Genomic DNA, 18816 nt, shown 5'->3' on the forward strand with positions numbered 1-18816 from the left:
AATGAGATTATTGTATTATAGCAAAATTATGTTTTTACGGCCTATAAATTATAAGCTTATTTATGGCCCATTTTTTCCTAAATTTGGTTTTTTTAAGCAGTAAAAAAACTAAGAAATTTTCACTTAATTTTCTTTGTTGATTAAAACGATTTTGTTTTGTTTTTTTTGAAGATAATATTTTTTTTCTAAAAGATATTCTTTGTTAGTTTTATCGCTTAATATAAAGCTTTTAACGGATAAAATTTTGTATTTATTAATATTTAAATCTAAATTTAATTCAGATAAATACAGGTAAATTAATTCGTTTAAATATCTACCCTTAAAGTCTTTAATTTGAAAATTATGCTGCTTTAAATTTTCAAATTTTTTTGTTACTTTTTTATATTTAAATGATTTAAAAAAGTTAATTAAAACTACTTTGAAAAAAGTTAAATTTAATAAAAATAAATTTTTTTGAAGCAGCAATTTTCTAACTATATTTCTAGTGTATTTACTTTCAAAATTGCTATAGTCATCACGGTATGGAATTTTATTTTTTCTACAAAATTTATAAATTTGTTTTTTTGTGTATTTATATAAAAATGGCCTATAGACATGCATATCAAAAATAAAAGATCTTTTTTTAATTCCATAAAAAAAGTTCATTTTATTTGATTCTTTTTGCATGTAATAAGTTTCTAAAAAATCAAGTTTATGATGGGCTATTAAAAGCTTGTTGCAGTTATGTTTTTTATAAACTTTTTCAAAAAAAGAATACCTTGCTTTTCTGGCTCAATCTTGAAAATTTCCTTTTAAAAAATCTTGTTTATTTAAAGATAAAATTTCAAGTTTTATATTATTTTTTTCGCAGTAATTTCTAACAAGTTCTTCGTCAAAATTTGAATCATTTCTTTGATTGTAATTAACGTGAGCTACTACTATGTTTTTATGTTTATATTTATCAAGTAAAAACATGCTATCAGCTCCACCTGATACTGCTATTAAATATTTAGTTTCCATTTTTTTTCTTTTGGTTGTATTTATTCATTAAATAATGAATATCGTTAAAACTATATTGAATGCAAACATCAGCAGCTTGATTTAATACCGGCTCTAATACGCTAAATTCTTCAAGTGAAAATCTTTGCAATACATAGTCTTTAAGTGCCATTTCTTTGTTTTGTCCAATACCGATTTTTAAACGTTTAAAGTTTTGAGTATTGAGCTTATTTATAACATCTAAAACACCATTATGGCTTCCACCTGATCCGCCGATTTTAATTGCGCTTTTTCCAAGCTCAAAATCTTTTTCATCGTGAATTACTAAAATGTCATCTGGTGCTATTTTAAAAAAGTTAGCAAGCTCTAAAACGAAGTTTCCACTTAAATTCATATAGGTGTTAGGTTTAGCGATTATAAAGTCTTCAAACTTAGCATAACTTCCATGTGTTTTTTCTTTATCTAGAGTTATTTTTAATTTTTGACAAATTAAATCTATAACTAAAAAACCAACGTTGTGACGTGTGAATTTATATTTATCACCAGGATTACCTAAACCTACTATTAATTTCATTATTTTCCTTTTAGAATGTATTTTAAATTAGTATAAATTGGAGTTTCATTTTGAATTTCTTTTATTAAATTTGGATAATCAATTTTATTATTAGTAACTATTCAAATTTGTTTTTTAGCTCTGGAAAGCCCTGTATAAATTAACTTTTTATAAAGCATTCTTTTGTGAGTATCTGCAAATGCAAAAATTACGTTATCAATTTCAGAACCTTGAAATTTATGAACAGTAATTCCATAAGCCAACTTTATCTGAGATAGAAATTCATTTAATGGATATTTAATTAATTTATTGTTTTTAAATTCTACTAATATTTTAATATCTTGAGTTTTGGTTCCGATTTTTTTTCTAATAAAACCAATATCTCCATTATATACGTCATCATCGAGTCTATTTTCTTGTTGAATAACTCTATCGTTGATTTTAAATTTATTTCCAAACTTAGTGCTATAAACTAATTCAGAATCAGGATTAATTAAATCTTGAATTTTTTTATTAATTGCATCAAGACCTTTATCGCCAACCTTCATTGGAGATAGTAGCATTAAATTATCAAGGCCTGATTCTTTAGCTATTTCACAAAATAAATCAACTACACTTGATAAATATTTTGAATCTAAATATTTAATGTAATTAATTATTCCGTCTTTAAAATTAGGCGGCGAATTAGTTTTAATTGAATTAAAGTGATTAAAAATTTCAATTGAATCACTTCTAAAATATTTATCTAAATAAAACACATTAAATAATTTACTTTCAACAATATCTGAAAGTAAATTACCAGGTCCTATTGCAGGAAGCTGATCAACATCACCTACTAAAACTAGTTTTATTAAATTAGGACAAGCTCTAATTAATAAATTAAAAATATAAGTATTAACCATTGAAAATTCGTCAATGATTAAAAACTTAACTTCAGTGTTAATTTGTTTTACTTTAATAGTGTGTTCGCTACTTGGTTCGATTTGCAGAAACGAATGAATAGTTGAAACTTTGGCGTTTATTTTTTCAGAAACTGAAAGGCTAGCTTTTCCAGTAGGAGCTAAAATTGCATATTCTTTTTGGTTTTTATATTTGTTTTGTTTTAAGGTGTTGTGAATATGTTTAATGATGTGACTTTTACCGGTTCCAGGTGCTCCTGAAATAATGGTTATATTGTTTTTAAGAAAGCTTTCATATGCACTTTTTTGTCCCTCAGACAAAGTCTTAGTTTCACTATCAGGAAGTGAATCTAAAACAATAGGATTTAGTGAATTAAGCATTTTTAAAAAGCTGGCAATCTTTTTTTCTTTGTCATAAATAATGCTTAAAGCAACATAAATTTTGCCATCAATTTCTCTAACAACTTTAAAGGTTTTTTCTAGTTCATTTTTGTCTTCTGGATAACCATTTCAATAAGAATTTTCTTCGTGAATAAATTCTTTGATTTTAGAATTTAATAAACGCAATTCAACCATGGTTGAATTGTTAGTAATTAGTTCTAAAAAACAAAATTTAGTTAGCGCATTAATTCTTTCATCGCAAGACATTCCTCAATTTAATTTAAGAGCAAAATAATCAAGAAGCGCAAAGTTATCAAATTCATTTCTGTTGTATCAAACATAAGGATCGCTAACTTTATAATGCTTTAAAAAATCAAAATTAGAAGGGTGTTTTTTAACTAAAAATTCTTTAAGGTCACTTAATTTATTTTGTTCGATAAAAATATCAAAGTTACTAATTTCTTTGCTGTTTAAAAATGAACTTTTAATTAAATCTAAATGATTTTGAAAATACTCATAAAGGCTTTCAATTTGCAGATTTGTAAGAATATCTTTGGTTTGTTCTTTTAAAGCATCTATGTCACTATGATGCTTAAAAATATCAAAACCAAAATTTTTAATAATTCTTTCGATTTTTACTTTACCTAAATTTTTAACTTTAAGCAAAATAGTTTCAAGAAGTTTGTTTTTTTCTTCTTGAGTTAATTGATCTTCGTAGAATTCTGTAAATGCTACTAATGTTTTTGAAGAATTTTTGTAATTTGGATTTGAATTATTTACTAAATCAATTTTGTAGTTTCTAAATAATGTTGGCATTGAACCAACACTTTTTTTGGTTATATAAACCATGCAGTTACGCAATAGCGAATCAGTTGATTGGAAAATATATAGCCCTCATCCGACTTCTGGGCCACCGGCTTTAATCTTTGTAAATTTTCCAACAAGCTGGGTTATATCTTTCATTTCATGGAATTATATATTAAATTTAACATATATGACTATAAATAGGCAATAAACGATATTTTGGTATAATTTCTTAACTTATGAGGGATGTATATGAAAACAACCAAAATTCAAAACAATAAAAACCGGTTTTTGTTTGCAATTGACCTTGATGGAACTACCCTTCAATCATCAAGAACAGGCGAAATTCACGAAGTTACAATTAAGGCAGTTCAAAGGGCAGTTAAAGAAGGGCATGTTGTGTGCATATTAACTGGCCGTCCTTGAAGAAGTACTCAAGAAATTTATAAAACTTTAAATTTAAATACCGTTGTCGTAAACTATAACGGTGCACATATTCATCATCCTTTAGACAAAACTTTTATTCCACACATTAAATATTTAAACTTAAACGAAGCGCTTTATATTTTAGGCGATGACTATGTTAAAAATGAAATTTCAAATTTAGTAATTGAAGGTCCTGACTGAGTTCAGCTTCAAAGAAAAGATGTTAATTTAGAAGCTGTTTTTAGCTTGCATAATACTCCAAAGAAAAGAATTGGACTTGACTTTTTTAAAATTCCTCTTCAACCTACTGGAGTTTTATTTGATGTAAAAGAAACTACAGATCCAGAAAAATTAAGAAAATATTTAAAAACAAAATTTTCTGATTTGGCTGAATTTTCATATTGATCTAAAGGAGAAGGTCTAACTCCAGTATTTGACATCACCAGCCTTAAAGCATCAAAGGGAAAAGCTTTAAGTATGCTTATGAGATATTACGATATTTCAATTGAAAACACAATTGCAATCGGTGATAGCTTTAATGATGTTTCAATGTTTAAAATAGCTAATTTATCAGTTGCTATGCAAAATGCTGATAAGCATGTTAAAAAATATGCAACTATTAAAATTAATCACAATAATAAAAACGGTGGAGTTGGGCATTGAATTAATGCCTTTCTAGATAATCCAGAAAAAGAAATAGAAAGATCAAACAAAAGAAAAGAAAAAATTCTTTCAGTTCAAGAATCAGATGATTAAAATCATTTGATTTTTTTAATACTATGGCAGATTTAAAAATTTACAGAGACGAAGCAGAAATAAAAAAAATTTACGATAAAAGTAAATTTGTTTTTGGAATCGACGAAGTAGGAGTTGGAGAGTTTTTTACTCCATTAATAGCAACTGCGGTTTATGTTCCAAAAGATAAACTAGAGCTTTTAAAAAATTTAGGCGTTAAAGATTCTAAGCTTTTAAGCGATGAAAAAATTAAAAACGTTTTTAACGATATTAAAAGTCACATTCAATACGCTAGTGCTTTAATTTCACAGAAAAGCTACAACATTTTATTTACAAAATTTAATGCTAATGAAATTAAATTTTTAGCGCATGCTGAAGCTATAAATAACTTAAGAAAAAAAGTTAAAAAAAGTGAGCTTTTAATAATAGACGCTTATGTAAATAGCGATCCATCATTTAATAAATACTACGAAAAAATAATAGTTTCTTACAAAGACTTATATGGCTTTAGCCCTTGAAAAGAAAAAATTGCAATTCTTAAAAAAGCAGAAAGCCACTATATTGAAGTAGCGGTGGCTTCTATTGTTGCTAGATATGAGCTCTTACTGCAAATGCAAAAGATGCAAGAAAAATTTCCTAAAGCAAAATTTAATTTAGCAAGCAATAAAGAAACGCTAATGCTTAGAGATAATTTCATAAAGCTTTATGGAAAAGAAAAACTACCATTGGTAGCCAAGGTAGTTTTCAAGTTTAAAGAAGATGCTAAGAAATAAGATTTATGCTTTTTAGTTTTTTAACTAAATGCGCATTCATTTTTGGCATTTTAATTACAACTAATGCTTCAGGTCCAGTGTGAATTGCAACCACTGAAGGAATATTAAATACATAGCAATTTACATTGTATTTTTTAGTTAGTTTATTTTTAAAAGAATTAATTTGTAAGTTATTAGAGTGTAGTAAAACTACATCGTTTTTATTAGGATTAAAGTCTTCACTTAATTTATCTTGAATAACTTTAGTAACTACTCTTTCAAAAATTCTTCCTTTACCTTCTTTTTTTAGTTCACCGTTTTCAAATTTAATAATTGGAACAATATTAAGCAGCTTGGCTAGCAGCGCAGCTTGTGGGCTTAATCTTCCTCCTTTAACTAAAAAGTTATTGTATTTAGGAACTAAAGAAACGCTATATTGATCGGTTTTTTCTAAACCAACTAGAAGAGCTTCAAATTCTTCTTCTGATTTAACATCTTTTAATTTGTTTTCAAAGTTTAAAAGTTGCATTACTGTTAAAAATGCAATCGATTTACTATTGACAACTACAATTTTTGGAAAATCATTTTCTATAGTTTTAAAAAATGAATATTGACTTGATAAATACATTGAAATTGTATAAACAATGATTTTGTCATATTCTTGTGAGAGTTTATCTAAAAGTTCATGTGCTTGACCAATTTTACTTGCAGAAGTTCTAGCAGCTTTTGAATCTGCCTTAAACACATCAAATAAATTATCTGATGTTAAATCAACGCCATCTAAGTATTCATTTGAATCGATTTCTACAACTAAAGGTAGATAATGTCAATTTAGTTTTTCCGCTTGCTCTTTTGTCAATCCACATGAACTATCGACAACAATAGCTATTTTTTTACTAAACATTATTGTTACTAATTGTATATTAAAAAATTAAATTTATAACCTAAAAATAAAGCAATAAATAATTAATTGGTATAATAAAATTCATGTTTGTAATAAAAAAATTTAAAAGTAATTTTGAAAATATTGCAATAGCTTTTATTAACATGAATGTTAATGTTACAAAGCAATTAAAATTTGAGAATTTTATTGTTTTTTGCGATGATAACTATAATATCAACTCAGTAAATATATTAGATTTATCAAAGTTAAAATTAGAAAAAAATGAGCTATTTTTTTCAGCTGACAGTAAGCTAAAAACAGCGCTTGAAAAAGAGTTAAAAAAACTGGATAAAAACTTAAAACTAGGTGAAAATTTAGTTGAATTTTTCACATTTGCAAAAGTTTTAGAAGTAGAAAAACACCCAAAAAGTGATTCGCTTTTTGTGTTAAAGCTTGACGCAAAACGTGACAAAGAAGTTCAAATTGTAACTAATTCAACTTTAGTTAAAAAAGACATGATAATTTTAATAGCTAATCCTGGTAGCGTTACTGCTAAAGGTGATGTTATTTTAAAATCTAGCGTTATGGGCATTGAAAGCCAAGGAATGATAATGAGTTATAAAAATGCCGCAGTAGATAAAGATGGTGTTTTTACAACTAAAGATGAGAAATTAATAGGGACAGAATATTTAATCAATGCATAAAGTATTAACTGAATTAAGAGATAGAGAAATACTAAAAGATATTTCTAACGAAGAAAAATTTTTAAGCCTACCTAAAAATAGTGGAGTATATGTTGGTTTTGATCCAACAGCCGATAGCCTTCATTTAGGGAATTATGTTCAAATTGTTAATTTAATTAGATTCAAAAAACACAATTGAAACGCTTTAGCGGTTTTAGGAGGAGCCACTGGAATGATAGGTGATCCTTCTTTTAGATCAACTGAAAGAGTGCTTCTAAGTACTGAAGAGCTTCTTAAAAATAAAAATAAAATTAAATCTCAATTAGAATCTTTTGGACTTAAAGTTTTTGATAATTATGAAATCTATAAAGATATTTCTTTTTTAGATTTTCTAAAAAATATTGGAAAGCTAATTAACGTTTCATATATGCTTGCTAAAGATTCTGTAAAAGATCGCCTTGCTCAAGGACTAAGCTTTACTGAATTTAGTTATCAAATTATTCAAGGATATGACTTTTTGCATTTATATCAAAATCAAGATATATTTGTTCAATATGGTGGTTCTGATCAATGAGGAAATATCACAACTGGAATTGAAATGATTTCAAAAGTAGTAGGCGATAATCACAAAGCTATCGCTATTACTGCGAATTTATTAATAGATTCTAATGGTAATAAATTCGGTAAGTCAACTGGAGGCGGAAGTCTGTGACTTGACGCTCAAAAAACCAAGCCTTTTGACATGTATCAGTTTTTAATTAACCAGCCTGATTCAGAAGTTGAAAAACTTCTAAAATGACTTACATTTTTAGGAATTAGCGAAATTAAAGATTTAGTTAATAAACATAATAAAAACCCAAAAGATAGGCTAGCTCAAAAAGCTTTAGCTTATGAAGTTATTAAAGACATTCACGGAAAAAGCGCGGCTGAAAATTGCACCTTTTTAAGTGAAATGCTATTTAATTCAAGTTTAGATTTATCAAAAGTAACACTTGAAAATATGGAGTTTGCCTACAGCCAAATTGAAAGCTTTGAAGTTGAAAAAGGCGTAAATCTAGTTAACTTTTTAGTTGAAAATAAAATTCTGCAATCAAAGCGGCTAGCCAGAGAATTCATCGCAAGTAAATCGCTAAAATTTAACTACGAATCTATTGATGAAGACTTTAGCGTAAGCTCTAATTACTTCGAAGGAAAATACGCGACTCTTCACTTAGGGAAAAAGAAAATTTTAATCTGCAAAGTAAAATAAAAAAACGAAAAATGCCTAGTAGTATATATGCATTTTTTGTTTAATTTAATAACGAAAAAACCATTTTAAAATAATGGTTTATTTTGTTATTTCGGAAAATTATTATTTTTCTAATTTAATTTTAATACCAGGCCCCATTGAAGAAGAAACTGTTAAATTTTGCATATATGTTCCTTTAACAGCTGCTGGTTTTAATTTTTTAATTAGGGAAATTAAAGTTTGAGCATTTTCAACAAGTGATTCTGTTGGCATGCTTACTTTACCTATTAATGAATGAACAACTCCGGCTTTATCGGTACGGTAGTTTGCTTTACCTTTTTTAAGTTCTTCTACTGCTTTTTCAGGAGTAGGAGTTACTGTTCCAGTTTTTGGGTTAGGCATTAGGCCTTTTGGCCCTAGTTTTTTACCGTATTTACCTAGAATTGGCATCATGGCAGGATCAGCTACAATTACATCAAAATTATAGTCGTCTTCTTTTAATTTCTGCTCAAAAGCTGCAGCATCAAGCACAAAATCTGCTTTAGCTTCGGTTGCTAGCTTTTGTTTCTCAGGATTATTAGTCACCACCAAAACTTTAACGTCTTTACCAGTTCCTTTAGGTAAAAGAACTGATCCACGTAGTTGTTGGTCCGCTTTTCTAACGTCAAGATTTAATTTAAAGGCAAGGTCTACTGATGCATCGAATTTTGTATAAGAAGTTTTTTTAGCAAGCTCAATTGCTTCATGCAAGTCATAAGCTTGATTTGCATCAAATAAAGCACGAACTTTTTGTTGGTTTTTTGAAAGTTTTTTTGCCATTATTCTTTTTCTTCTCTTTCTTTTTCGATTACATTAACATCAATAGCTTTACCTTTTGAAGCTTTAAGCTCTTCTTCTTGACTCTTTAAACTCTCTTCTTTAGCTTTAGCTAAACTTTCTGCTTTAGCAGCCTCTCTTGCTGCTTGTTTAGCTTTAGCAACGTCGTCGTATCCTTCTACTAAAACACCCATTTGTTTTGCAGTTCCAGCTACTATCGCCATAGCAGCGTTAACATCATCGGTGTTTAGATCAGGTAATTTATATTCCGCAATTTCTTTTAATTGCTCTAGTGTTATAGTTCCGGCAATGGTAGTTTTAGCGTTTTTTGATCCACTTTGAATTTTTGCAGCTTGCTTAATTTTATATGAAGCAGGTGCAGTAAATAATTTAAATTCAAAGGTTTTATCTTTAAAAACAGTAATTTGAACCGGAACTGGCTCGTCACCTCTATCTCTTGTAGCATCGTTAAATGCTTTTGTAAATTCAGGCATGTTAACACCAACACCAGCAAGTGATGGTCCTGGTTTAGCTTTACCTGCTAAAAATTGCAATTTTGCAACTTTTTGTACGTCTTTTGCCATTTTGTAATTATCCTTTCGATAATGTGGTATTAGCGACTATTGTCTCCCACTTGTTTATTAAAGTTCTTCTACTTTTCCACCAGCTTTTTCAACAGCTTCTCTTGCTGCCTGGCTTACAGAGTGAACTTGTAGTGTTAATTTTTTAGTTAATTTTCCTTTAGCTAAAACTTTAACAGGTCTTAATTCGACGCTTCTTCTAATTAAGTTTCTTTCAAATAATGACTCAAGTGTAACTGTTTCATTATTTGAATATCTTTCTTCTAGTGAAGATAGATTAACAACTTGGTATTCAACGTGGTTTACGTTTTTAAATCCACGTTTACCAATTCTTCTAAATCAAGGGGTTTGACCACCTTCAAATCCTAGTCTGTGCCCTTTACGTTTGTTTTGTCCAGATTGACCTTTACCAGCTTGTTTACCTTTACCAGCTGCATGTCCTCTACCTTTACGGTGTTTTTCAGGGCGTGAATTTGGTGTAGGTTTTAAATTATGTAATTTTAAAGACATTATAGTAAATCCTTTACATCTTTATCTCTAACTTCAGCAATTTGTTTTGCTGTTCTAAGGTTAAGTAGAGCTTTTACAACTGATTTAACAACGTTTTGAGCTGATCTAGATCCATAAGTTTTACTTACTATGTCAGTATATCCAGCAAGCTCGACAACGGCTCTAACTCTTGATGAAGCTATAAGCCCTTTTCCTTTAGGAGCTGGTTTTAGTAAAACTTTTGATGCTAAAAATTTAGCAGTAACTTCGTGAGGCACAGTTCCTTTGGTAATTGGAACTTCTACTAAATTATTGTGTGCATCTTTTATGGCTTTTTTAATTGCATCAGGAACTTCGTTGGCTTTACCGTGCCCATAACCTACTGTTCCTTTTTTATTTCCTATAACTACAAAGGCGCTAAAGCTGAATCTTCTTCCACCTTTAACAACTTTTGTAACTCTGGCGATGTCTACAATTTTTTCTTCGTATTCTGATACGAATTTTCTATCTTTATTATTTCTTTGAAATCTAGGGTTTTTTGAATCGGTTGGTTTTTTGGTTTTATCACCGCTGGTGAAGTTTCTTTTTTCAAAGGCTACTTTGTCATTAGAAGCATTACTTGCGTGAGGTTTTCTTTGACCTGGTTTAAATGCAGGTCTTGGGCCACTAGCAGGCTTGGTAACTACTTTAGTACCAGTAGAAGGGGCTTTAGGAGCTGGTTTTGAGCTAGTGGCAGGTTTAGTGCTGCTTAGTTTTTTATCTTCCATGATTAAAATTTAACTCCTTTTTCTCTAACTGCATCAGCAAATGCTTTAACTCTTCCATGGTATAAATATCCATTACGGTCAAAGGCTACTGTTTCTAATTTTAAGTCTAATATTTTTTGCCCCATTAAAAGTCCTAATTCTTTAGCGGCAGCAACATTACCTCCGTATTTTCCACTTTTAAGTGAAGATACGCTAGCTAAAGTTACTCTTTTTTGGTCATCGATTAATTGTGCGTAAAAGTTTGCATGCGATTTAAAAACGCTAAGTCTAGGTTTAAAAGCAGCTCTAGATAATTCACTTTTAGCTCTAAGTCTTTTTTGTTTAACTTTACGAGCTTTATTTCTTGATAAATTCATATTAATGCTTATTTAGAAGCTGTTTTCCCTTCTTTACGTCTAATTTTTTCACCTTTATAAGAAATTCCTTTTCCTGAATATGGATTAGGTTTTCTTATTTCTCTTACAACTGCTGCAAATGCACCAACTGCTTGTTTATCGATACCTTTTACGCTAATTTCAACTGGTTTTGGAACTTTAACTTCAACGTTACTTGGAACGTCTAATGTTACAAGGTGAGAATATCCGGCTGCTACTACTAATTTATTACCTTTTAGCTCAGCTTTATATCCAACCCCTTTGATTTCTAGATTAATTTGGAATCCTTCAGATACACCTTTAAGCATATTAGCAAGCAGCGCATTGGTTGTTCCATGAAGCTGCTTGGTTGCTTTTTCCTCGTTAAGTCTTTGAGTGGTTAGGGTGTTATCTTGAAGAGTGATTTTTACTTTAGGAGAAAATGCTCTTTCTAGTTTTCCCAGCTTTCCGGTAACTGAAACAAAATTGCTAGCAGAAATATCAACTGTAACTCCAGCAGGAACTACAAGCACACGATTTCCAACACGTGACATATATCTACCTATCAAATGAAGGCAATGATTTCACCACCAACATTTGCCTTTCTTGCTTCTTTATCGGTCATTAACCCTTTTGAAGTTGACATAATACAGGTTCCATATCCTGAAAGTACTTTAGGAATTTCTTCTGATTTAACATAAACTCTAAGGCCAGGTTTTGAAACTCTTTTAATTCCTACAATCGCAGATTGTTTGCCTTTGTATTTTAAGGTAACTAGCAGCCTTTTATCAGTTTTTTTAGATCCTTCAACTGAATATGAACTGATGTAACCTTCTTCTTTAATTAGCTTTACAATTGCTTCTTTTTTATTTGAGTGAGGAATTTCAACGGTTTTGTGTTTTCTTTGATTTGCGTTTTTTATTCTAACGATTAAATCTGATATTGGATCTGTTAAAAACATCTTATCAACTCGCTTTCTTTACGCCTGGGATTTTTCCTTCATGAGCTAAATTTCTAAAGCAGATACGGCAAATTTTGTATTTTCTTAATACAGAGTGAGGACGCCCACATAATTCACAACGTGTATAAGCACGAGATGAAAATTTTGGATGCTTTTTAGCTTTTTCAATTAATGCTTTTCTTGCCATTATTTAGCGCTCTCCTTTGTATGTTTTTTGTCATCAAAAGGCATTCCTAAAAGTTCAAGTAATCTTTTAGATTCTTTGGCGGTTTTAGCGGTGGTAACCACTACAACGTCAAGACCTTTATTACGACGGATTTTGTCAAATTCAATTTCTGGGAAGATAATTTCTTCTTTAATTCCTAAAGCAAAATTACCATTTTTGTCAAACGCCTTGTGATTAGCTCCTCTAAAGTCACGAATACGAGGCATTGCTACTGTAATTAATTTTTCTAAAAAATCCCACATTCTATCTTTACGAAGAGTTACTTTTCCACCCATTGGCATGTTTTTACGTAACTTTCAAGCAGCGTTTGATTTTTTAGCAACTGTTTGATAAGGTTTTTGTCCGGTAATAAGAGTTAATTCATTTAAAACTTCTTCGATAGCTTTAGAGTTATTTACTTCTTTTCCGGCAGTCATATTTACTACGATTTTTTCGATTCTTGGAACTTCCATTACAGAAGAATATTGAAATTCTTTAACTAATGCGCTAACTACTTCTGATTTGTATTTTTGTTTTAACATTATTGAATTTCCTTTTTAGTTTTTTTAACAAGACGAACTTTTTTACCGTCTTTGTTTGTAACTCTTCCAAGTTTTGAATATACCGCAGCGCTTGATTTGCTTGCTTTTTTAACTAAGTAAGCAACATTTGAAACATGGATAGGCGCCTCAACGCTTGTTAAATTTCCTTCTTGATTTTGTTGAGAAGGTTTATTGTGTTTGGTTACCATGTTTACATCTTTGATGATAACTTTGTTTTCTTTAACTAGAATTTTTTCAATTCTACCAACTGTGCCTTTGTCTTTTCCAGCAATTACGATTACTTCATCATTTTTCTTGAATTTCATAACTACTCCTATAAAACCTCTAGTGCAAGAGATACGATTTTTGGATATTTTTCTCTAATTTCACGAGCAACTGGTCCAAAAACACGAGTCCCCACTGGGGTTCCATCATCTTTTAATATAACAACGGCATTATCATCGAATCTAATGTATGATCCATTAGATCTATATGTATTTCTTTTAGTTCTAACTACTACCGCTTTTAGAACTTGCCCTGCTTTAACGTCTCCACTTGGCAGCGCTTTTTTTACCGAACAAATTACCACGTCACCAATTTCGGCAACTTTTTTCTTTGACCCACCTAAAACTCTAATAACACCAACTTGTTTTGCACCTGAATTATCAGCTACATTGGCTCTTGATAGTTCAAAAATCATTATTTAGCTTCCTTTTCAACATCGCTTGCTGTAGATAAAACTTGGTATAAACGGAAATGCTTAGTTTTTGACAGTGGACGAGTTTCCATAATCATAACCATGTCATTTACTTTTGCTACCTGAGCTTCATCGTGAACTGCATATCTTTTGGTTTTCTTGAAACGTTTACCGTATAGAAGGTGTTTTTTATATCTATCAACTTCAACAATAATTGTTTTTTGTGTTTTTTGAGCACTAACCACTTTACCGGTTAAGGTTTTACGGTTATTTCTATTTTCAAAAGTCATTATTTGGTTTCCATTTCTTTTTGTTTTAGTGCAGTTAACGCTCTAGCGATATCTTTTCTTAGTTGAGGAATTTTGTGGGTTTGTTCAAGTGAACCGGTTGAATTTCTAAATTCTAAGGTTCATAGTTCGGCTTTTAAATCATTTACAAGTTTGTGGAGTTCTTCAACAGATTTAGCTTTTACTTCTTTAAATTGCATTAGTTAACTCCTTCTTTTTCAATGATTTTTCATTTAACTGGTAGTTTGTGTCCTGCTAGTCTAAGCGCTTCTTTTGCTCTTTCATCAGAAACTCCTTGAATTTCAAATACAACTGTATTTACCTTAACTGGAGTGTATCATTTCTCAGGAGACCCTTTTCCTGATCCCATACGAACTCCAATTGGCTTAGAAGTTTTTGAAAAGTGAGGGAAGATTCTAATTATGACATTTCCTTCACGCCCTAAACTACGGGTTGCAGCAATACGAGCTGATTCAATTTGACGAGAATCCACTCACGCGCTGGTTACGGCTTGTAAACCGTGGCTTCCAAATGAAACTTTGTTTCCTTTATGAGCTTTTCTTTTGTCATGGCTTTGTAAAAATGGTTTACGATATTTAGTTCTTTTTGGTTGAAGCATGATGGAAAGTTCTATCTCCTTGTAATATTTCACCTAAAGAAACTCAAACTTTAACTCCGATTGCTCCATATGTAGTTCTAGCGGTTGCTGTTGCATATGAAACATCTTGTCTTAAAGTATGTAATTTCATTTCACCTTCTGAATATCCTTCAGTTCTAGCCATGTCAACTCCATTAAGTCTTCCACTTACTGCAGTTTTAATTCCCTTAGCACCAGCTTTAAGAGCTGATCTAATGGCGATTTTTTGTGCACTTCTAAAGCTTTCACGATTTTCAAGTTTAGTTGCAATCATTTCAGCTAAAAGCCTTGCATTTAAATCTGGTTCTTTAATTGCTAGTACTTTTAAGTTAACATCTAGTTTTTTGTTTTTTAAGTGTTTTTGAAGCGCTACTGTTAGGTTTTTGATGTTGGTTCCATTTTCACCTAAAATCGCAACAGGCTTAGATGTATGTAAAAATACTGATACTTTATTGTTTAAATCTCTTTGGATTTCAACTTTACCAATTTGGAATTTTCTTGTAAATTTGTCAAAGAACTTATAAATTTTTACGTCTTCAACTAATTTAGATCCATAAGTTGCTTTGTGAGCAAATCATGTGGTGTTATGAGCTTTGGTAACTCCATAACGGAAACCATTTGGATTAACTTTTTGTCCCATTATGCACGCTCCTCTAAAATAATTGAAAAATGAGATGTTCTTTTTAAAATTTCGTAAGCTCTTCCTTGGCTACGAGGTTGAAATCTTTTTAAGGTAGGACCTTCATTTACATGTATTTCTTTTACAAATAATTTAGAAGCATCCATTCCGTGGTTATTAGTTGCATTTGCAATGGCAGAGTTTAATAATTTAATGAAAATTTTTGCAGATTTTTGAGGTGTATTATGAAGAATTCCAAGAGCTAGTGCAGCGTCTTTTCCTCTAAATAAATTAGCAACAAGTTTAGCTTTAGAAACACTAACTCTTTGCATTTTTACATGTGCTTTTGCTTGTTGTGCCATTATTTTTTCTTACCTTTATCTGCACCGTGACCTGAGAAGGTTCTTGTAGGAGAAAACTCCCCTAGCTTGTGGCCTACCATGTCATCGGTTACATAAACTTCTATAAATTGCTTACCATTGTGTACTGCAAATGTTAGCCCTACAAAGTCAGGAAAAATTGTAGAACGTCTTGATCAAGTTTTGATTGGTTTTTTAGGAGCCTTACCGTCAATAATGGCTTGAACTTTTTTTAGTAAATGGTCGTCTGCAAATGGACCTTTTTTAAGACTACGTGCCATTATTTAGCATCCTTTCTTCTTCTTAGAATTAATTTATTTGAAGACTTTTTAGTTTTTCTGGTTTTAACACCAAGAGCTTTTTTACCTCATGGAGTAAGAGGTGATTTTCTACCAACTGGTTGTTTACCTTCTCCTCCCCCATGTGGGTGATCAACTGGGTTCATAACAGAACCTCTAACTGTTGGACGAATACCTCTGTGACGATTAATTCCGGCTTTTCCAACATTTACTAGAGAATATTCTTCATTTCCTACCATACCAACTGTAGCACGGCAACGAGCTAGTATTCTTCTAGTTTCACCTGATTTTAATTTAACAACAACGTATTTTCCGTTATCGTCTTTTCCAAGAATTTGAGCTGATGTTCCAGCACTTCTTGCAAGTTTTGCGCCACCACCAGGTTGCATTTCAATATTATGAATAAATGTACCTTCAGGAATATTTGATAGCGGAAGTGAGTTACCTACAATAATGTCGGCTCCTTCTCCTGAAACTACCTTTTGACCTACTTTAATTCCTTTAGGTGCAATAATGTATCTTTTTTCACCATCTGCGTAAGCTAAAAGACAAATGTTTGCTGATCTATTTGGATCGTATTCAATTGTTTTAACTACTGCAGGGATATTATCTTTATTTCTTTTAAAATCAACTAATCTGTAAAACCTTTTTACTCTTCCCCCGTGATGACGAACAGTAATTTTACCTTGGTTGTTTCTACCTGCTGAATTCTTTAGAATTCGAAGCAATGATTTGGTAGGTTTATCACCTGATAAATTATGTTTGTAATCAAGAGAAGTCATGTTTCTACGACCATTAGTTGTTGGCTTGTAATGTTTAATTGCCATGATTCTCCTTATGCTTAAAAATAATTGTGGATTTTATCTTCTAAGCAAATATTTTCCACTTCTAAGAACCGCTTCCTACTTTTCTATGTGTAGTTTGTGGCGCTTTTTTATTTTCGTTAGTTTTGGTTGCGGTTTGTTTTTTGTTAGCAAGTTTTTGAGCAACTCTATCACTAACTTCTTTTGATTTCTTGCTTTGTGTTTCTTTGGCTCTAGCTTTTTCCTCTGAAAATTGTGCTTTTGATTTTAAATCGCTTTCATCTTCTGGGTAGTAATTAATGCTTTGTCCAGCAGCAAGTGTAACGATGGCTTTTTTGTAACGGCTTTTAAATCCGGCAAATCTTCCAAGTTTTTTTGGTTTTTTACCAACTTTGATTGTGTTAACATCAACAACTTCAACTTTAAATATTGTCTCAACTGCTTGTTTGATTTGATGTTTGTTTGCAAAGTAATCTACTTTAAAGGTGTATTTTCTATCAAGTAATAATCTATCGGTTTTTTCGGTGATTATTGGAGCTTGAATGACTCTGGTTAATTCCATATTAATTTGAACCTAGCACCCTTTCTGTAAGTAATTTCATGCTTTCGTTTTCAACTAGTAAAACATCAGCTCTAACAAGTGTTTCAACATTAAGTGAATGTGCTTTTAATGTTGTTACGTTTTTAAGGTTTGCACTTGATTTAAATACTGTTGCGTTTTCTGAAACTAAAACTACATGTCTTAATTTGTCAACGTTTAAGCTTTTTAGTTTTTGGTTTAAATCTTTTGTTGAGATTTTATCCATTTTAAAGTCTTCAACAAGAACTGCCTTGTCATTAACTAGCATTGTAAGTGCTGATCTAAAGGCAAGTTGTTTAACTTTTTTATTTACTTTAAGTGAATAATTCTTAACACTTTGAGGTCCGAAGGCTCTACCACCTCCAACTCAAATTGGTGAACGTCTTGAGCTATGACGAGCTCTACCAGTTCCTTTTTGTTTTCATGGTTTTTTACCACTTCCACTAACAGCGGCTCTGTTTTTAACTTGGTGTGTACTTTGTCTTCTTGAAGCTCTTTCTGAAAGAATTGAATCAAAGATTGCTTGTTGGTGAACTTCTTCAACTAACATTCTTTTATCAACTTGTGCGTTAAATTGGGGTTTAACTAAAGCTGCAGATTTATCTTTTTGAACAACTACTGTTTCTTTTTCAGGAGTAGCTACACTAGCTTTTTTATTTTTAACTTCAGCCATTATTACTCTCCTTCTTTTTCTTTAGCAGCTTCTAATTCTGCTTGTTCAATAAGTGGTCTTAATTCATCTGAATGCATTCCCACTTTTACTTCAACGTTTAGTTTTTTTGCTTTTTCAACTAATTCGTTCATTAAAACAACTTCTTTAACGTCAACTAATTTAACAGCAGCTTTTGCAGGAAGTCCTTTTACTGCTGATTTAACAACAACAAAAGAATTTTTAGCTCCAGGAACACTTCCTTTAACAAGTAGAAGGTTTTCTTTTAGATCAACTTTAACTACTTCTAAGTTTTGAAGTGTTGCTTTTTCGCTTCCAAGGTGACCTGGCATGGTCATTCCTTTGAAAACACGGTTACCTGAGATATCTCCAAGTGATCCAGTTTGTCTAATTGGTTGGCTACCTCCACCTCCACCGTGAGATTTAGGTCCGATGTGTTGATTGTATCTTTTAATTGCACCGGCAAATCCTTTACCTTTAGAGGTTCCAGATACGTCAACTAATTCTCCTACGCTGAAGATATTCACTAAAACACTTTGACCTAATTCGTAACCGTTCATGTTACGAATTTCTTTAACGAAGCGCTTAGGTGTTGTATTGGCTTTTTTAAAGTGTCCCGTTTCAGGTTTATTTGATAATTTTTCTCTTTTATCAAATACTGAAAGTTGAACAGCTTCATAACCATTTGATTGTTTTGTTAAAACCTTGGTTACAACATTTGGCTTAACTTCAATTACTGTAACTGGAATTGCTGTTCCGGTTTCAGAGTAAATTTGAGTCATACCAACTTTACGTCCTAAGATTCCTTTCATGATTCTCCTTATGAATA

The 18816-nt window shown here is 30.9% G+C and carries 29 protein-coding genes; 4 read left to right on the top strand and 25 right to left on the bottom strand.

Annotated features, from left to right (window positions below):
• Positions 1–123: 123 nt before the first annotated feature.
• Genes tilS through VY93_RS03375 form a run of 3 tightly spaced genes read right to left on the bottom strand, consistent with a single transcriptional unit; the run spans position 124 to position 3774 of the window.
• Entirely contained in the window at positions 124–999 is an 876-nt protein-coding gene (gene tilS / locus VY93_RS03365; RefSeq protein WP_020003134.1) for a tRNA lysidine(34) synthetase TilS, read from the bottom strand.
• Complete coding sequence (gene pth, locus VY93_RS03370; protein WP_020003135.1) at positions 989–1552, bottom strand: aminoacyl-tRNA hydrolase; 564 nt, start codon at positions 1550–1552, stop codon at positions 989–991. Before pth ends, tilS begins: the two co-directional genes overlap by 11 nt.
• Positions 1552–3774 carry an ATP-dependent DNA helicase gene (locus tag VY93_RS03375; protein ID WP_020003136.1) on the bottom strand — a complete coding sequence of 741 codons (2223 nt, stop codon included), beginning with the start codon at positions 3772–3774 and terminating at the stop codon, positions 1552–1554. Before VY93_RS03375 ends, pth begins: the two co-directional genes overlap by 1 nt.
• A 93-nt stretch (positions 3775–3867) precedes the next feature.
• On the opposite strand from VY93_RS03375, the gene VY93_RS03380 reads away from it, so the two are divergent.
• Positions 3868–4797 carry a Cof-type HAD-IIB family hydrolase gene (locus VY93_RS03380; protein ID WP_020003137.1) on the top strand — a complete coding sequence of 310 codons (930 nt, stop codon included), beginning with the start codon at positions 3868–3870 and terminating at the stop codon, positions 4795–4797.
• Between the two features lie 23 nt (positions 4798–4820).
• A complete protein-coding gene (locus VY93_RS03385) occupies positions 4821–5549 on the top strand; it encodes a ribonuclease HIII (protein ID WP_020003138.1) in 729 nt (242 codons plus the stop codon).
• Here the strand turns inward: VY93_RS03385 and VY93_RS03390 are convergent.
• Positions 5539–6432 carry a DegV family protein gene (locus VY93_RS03390; protein ID WP_020003139.1) on the bottom strand — a complete coding sequence of 298 codons (894 nt, stop codon included), beginning with the start codon at positions 6430–6432 and terminating at the stop codon, positions 5539–5541. The two genes, VY93_RS03385 and VY93_RS03390, sit on opposite strands and share 11 nt — an antisense overlap.
• 83 nt (positions 6433–6515) lie before the next feature.
• Between VY93_RS03390 and tapR the strand changes: the two genes are divergently transcribed.
• Positions 6516–7115, top strand: coding sequence for a TyrS-associated PheT N-terminal domain-related protein TapR (gene tapR / locus VY93_RS03395; protein WP_011283757.1), 600 nt, complete (start codon positions 6516–6518; stop codon positions 7113–7115).
• Positions 7108–8343: a tyrosine--tRNA ligase gene (gene tyrS / locus VY93_RS03400; protein ID WP_020003140.1), complete on the top strand. Its 1236-nt coding sequence runs from the start codon at positions 7108–7110 to the stop codon at positions 8341–8343. Before tapR ends, tyrS begins: the two co-directional genes overlap by 8 nt.
• Before the next feature lie 102 nt (positions 8344–8445).
• Here the strand turns inward: tyrS and rplA are convergent, their stop codons facing one another.
• The 21 genes from rplA to rplC all read right to left on the bottom strand — a co-directional run bounded on the left by rplA (position 8446) and on the right by rplC (position 18799).
• Positions 8446–9141 carry a 50S ribosomal protein L1 gene (gene rplA, locus VY93_RS03405; RefSeq protein ID WP_011283759.1) on the bottom strand — a complete coding sequence of 232 codons (696 nt, stop codon included), beginning with the start codon at positions 9139–9141 and terminating at the stop codon, positions 8446–8448.
• The gene (gene rplK / locus VY93_RS03410) at positions 9141–9722 is read right to left on the bottom strand and encodes a 50S ribosomal protein L11 (protein WP_020003141.1); all 582 of its coding nucleotides are present in this window, start codon (positions 9720–9722) and stop codon (positions 9141–9143) included. Before rplK ends, rplA begins: the two co-directional genes overlap by 1 nt.
• A 57-nt stretch (positions 9723–9779) precedes the next feature.
• Positions 9780–10229 (bottom strand): 50S ribosomal protein L15, encoded by a 450-nt coding sequence (gene rplO / locus VY93_RS03415; RefSeq protein ID WP_020003142.1) that lies wholly within the window; start codon positions 10227–10229, stop codon positions 9780–9782.
• Positions 10229–10975 carry a 30S ribosomal protein S5 gene (rpsE, locus tag VY93_RS04630; protein WP_020003143.1) on the bottom strand — a complete coding sequence of 249 codons (747 nt, stop codon included), beginning with the start codon at positions 10973–10975 and terminating at the stop codon, positions 10229–10231. The genes rplO and rpsE overlap by 1 nt, the downstream gene beginning before the upstream one ends.
• A 2-nt stretch (positions 10976–10977) precedes the next feature.
• Positions 10978–11331 (bottom strand): 50S ribosomal protein L18, encoded by a 354-nt coding sequence (rplR, locus tag VY93_RS03425; RefSeq protein ID WP_020003144.1) that lies wholly within the window; start codon positions 11329–11331, stop codon positions 10978–10980.
• Positions 11332–11339: 8 nt separating this feature from the next.
• Positions 11340–11882, bottom strand: coding sequence for a 50S ribosomal protein L6 (rplF, locus tag VY93_RS03430; protein ID WP_020003145.1), 543 nt, complete (start codon positions 11880–11882; stop codon positions 11340–11342).
• An 8-nt stretch (positions 11883–11890) separates the two neighbouring features.
• The gene (rpsH, locus tag VY93_RS03435; protein ID WP_020003146.1) at positions 11891–12289 is read right to left on the bottom strand and encodes a 30S ribosomal protein S8; all 399 of its coding nucleotides are present in this window, start codon (positions 12287–12289) and stop codon (positions 11891–11893) included.
• Between the two features lies 1 nt (position 12290).
• A complete protein-coding gene (locus tag VY93_RS03440; RefSeq protein ID WP_011283766.1) occupies positions 12291–12476 on the bottom strand; it encodes a type Z 30S ribosomal protein S14 in 186 nt (61 codons plus the stop codon).
• Positions 12476–13036, bottom strand: coding sequence for a 50S ribosomal protein L5 (gene rplE, locus VY93_RS03445; protein ID WP_020003147.1), 561 nt, complete (start codon positions 13034–13036; stop codon positions 12476–12478). The genes VY93_RS03440 and rplE overlap by 1 nt, the downstream gene beginning before the upstream one ends.
• Entirely contained in the window at positions 13036–13362 is a 327-nt protein-coding gene (rplX, locus tag VY93_RS03450) for a 50S ribosomal protein L24 (RefSeq protein WP_011283768.1), read from the bottom strand. Before rplX ends, rplE begins: the two co-directional genes overlap by 1 nt.
• Before the next feature lie 8 nt (positions 13363–13370).
• Positions 13371–13736 carry a 50S ribosomal protein L14 gene (gene rplN, locus VY93_RS03455; RefSeq protein WP_011283769.1) on the bottom strand — a complete coding sequence of 122 codons (366 nt, stop codon included), beginning with the start codon at positions 13734–13736 and terminating at the stop codon, positions 13371–13373.
• Positions 13736–14023 carry a 30S ribosomal protein S17 gene (gene rpsQ / locus VY93_RS03460; RefSeq protein WP_020003148.1) on the bottom strand — a complete coding sequence of 96 codons (288 nt, stop codon included), beginning with the start codon at positions 14021–14023 and terminating at the stop codon, positions 13736–13738. The genes rplN and rpsQ overlap by 1 nt, the downstream gene beginning before the upstream one ends.
• On the bottom strand, positions 14023–14220 hold the full coding sequence (gene rpmC, locus VY93_RS03465) for a 50S ribosomal protein L29 (RefSeq protein ID WP_011283771.1): 198 nt from the start codon (positions 14218–14220) through the stop codon (positions 14023–14025). Before rpmC ends, rpsQ begins: the two co-directional genes overlap by 1 nt.
• Positions 14220–14639, bottom strand: a complete 420-nt coding sequence (gene rplP, locus VY93_RS03470) for a 50S ribosomal protein L16 (protein ID WP_020003149.1) — start codon at positions 14637–14639, stop codon at positions 14220–14222. The genes rpmC and rplP overlap by 1 nt, the downstream gene beginning before the upstream one ends.
• Positions 14617–15297 carry a 30S ribosomal protein S3 gene (gene rpsC / locus VY93_RS03475; RefSeq protein ID WP_020003150.1) on the bottom strand — a complete coding sequence of 227 codons (681 nt, stop codon included), beginning with the start codon at positions 15295–15297 and terminating at the stop codon, positions 14617–14619. Before rpsC ends, rplP begins: the two co-directional genes overlap by 23 nt.
• The gene (rplV, locus tag VY93_RS03480; RefSeq protein WP_162891463.1) at positions 15297–15641 is read right to left on the bottom strand and encodes a 50S ribosomal protein L22; all 345 of its coding nucleotides are present in this window, start codon (positions 15639–15641) and stop codon (positions 15297–15299) included. Before rplV ends, rpsC begins: the two co-directional genes overlap by 1 nt.
• The gene (gene rpsS, locus VY93_RS03485) at positions 15638–15916 is read right to left on the bottom strand and encodes a 30S ribosomal protein S19 (RefSeq protein ID WP_020003152.1); all 279 of its coding nucleotides are present in this window, start codon (positions 15914–15916) and stop codon (positions 15638–15640) included. Before rpsS ends, rplV begins: the two co-directional genes overlap by 4 nt.
• Positions 15916–16761, bottom strand: coding sequence for a 50S ribosomal protein L2 (gene rplB / locus VY93_RS03490; protein WP_020003153.1), 846 nt, complete (start codon positions 16759–16761; stop codon positions 15916–15918). The genes rpsS and rplB overlap by 1 nt, the downstream gene beginning before the upstream one ends.
• A 61-nt stretch (positions 16762–16822) precedes the next feature.
• Entirely contained in the window at positions 16823–17299 is a 477-nt protein-coding gene (gene rplW / locus VY93_RS03495) for a 50S ribosomal protein L23 (RefSeq protein ID WP_020003154.1), read from the bottom strand.
• Between the two features lies 1 nt (position 17300).
• Complete coding sequence (gene rplD / locus VY93_RS03500; protein ID WP_020003155.1) at positions 17301–17990, bottom strand: 50S ribosomal protein L4; 690 nt, start codon at positions 17988–17990, stop codon at positions 17301–17303.
• A gap of 2 nt (positions 17991–17992) precedes the next feature.
• Positions 17993–18799, bottom strand: a complete 807-nt coding sequence (gene rplC, locus VY93_RS03505) for a 50S ribosomal protein L3 (RefSeq protein WP_011283779.1) — start codon at positions 18797–18799, stop codon at positions 17993–17995.
• Between the last annotated feature and the right edge of the window lie 17 nt (positions 18800–18816).

The organism is Mycoplasmopsis synoviae ATCC 25204 (genome assembly GCF_000969765.1).
Taxonomy (GTDB): domain Bacteria; phylum Bacillota_I; class Bacilli_A; order Mycoplasmatales; family Metamycoplasmataceae; genus Mycoplasmopsis; species Mycoplasmopsis synoviae.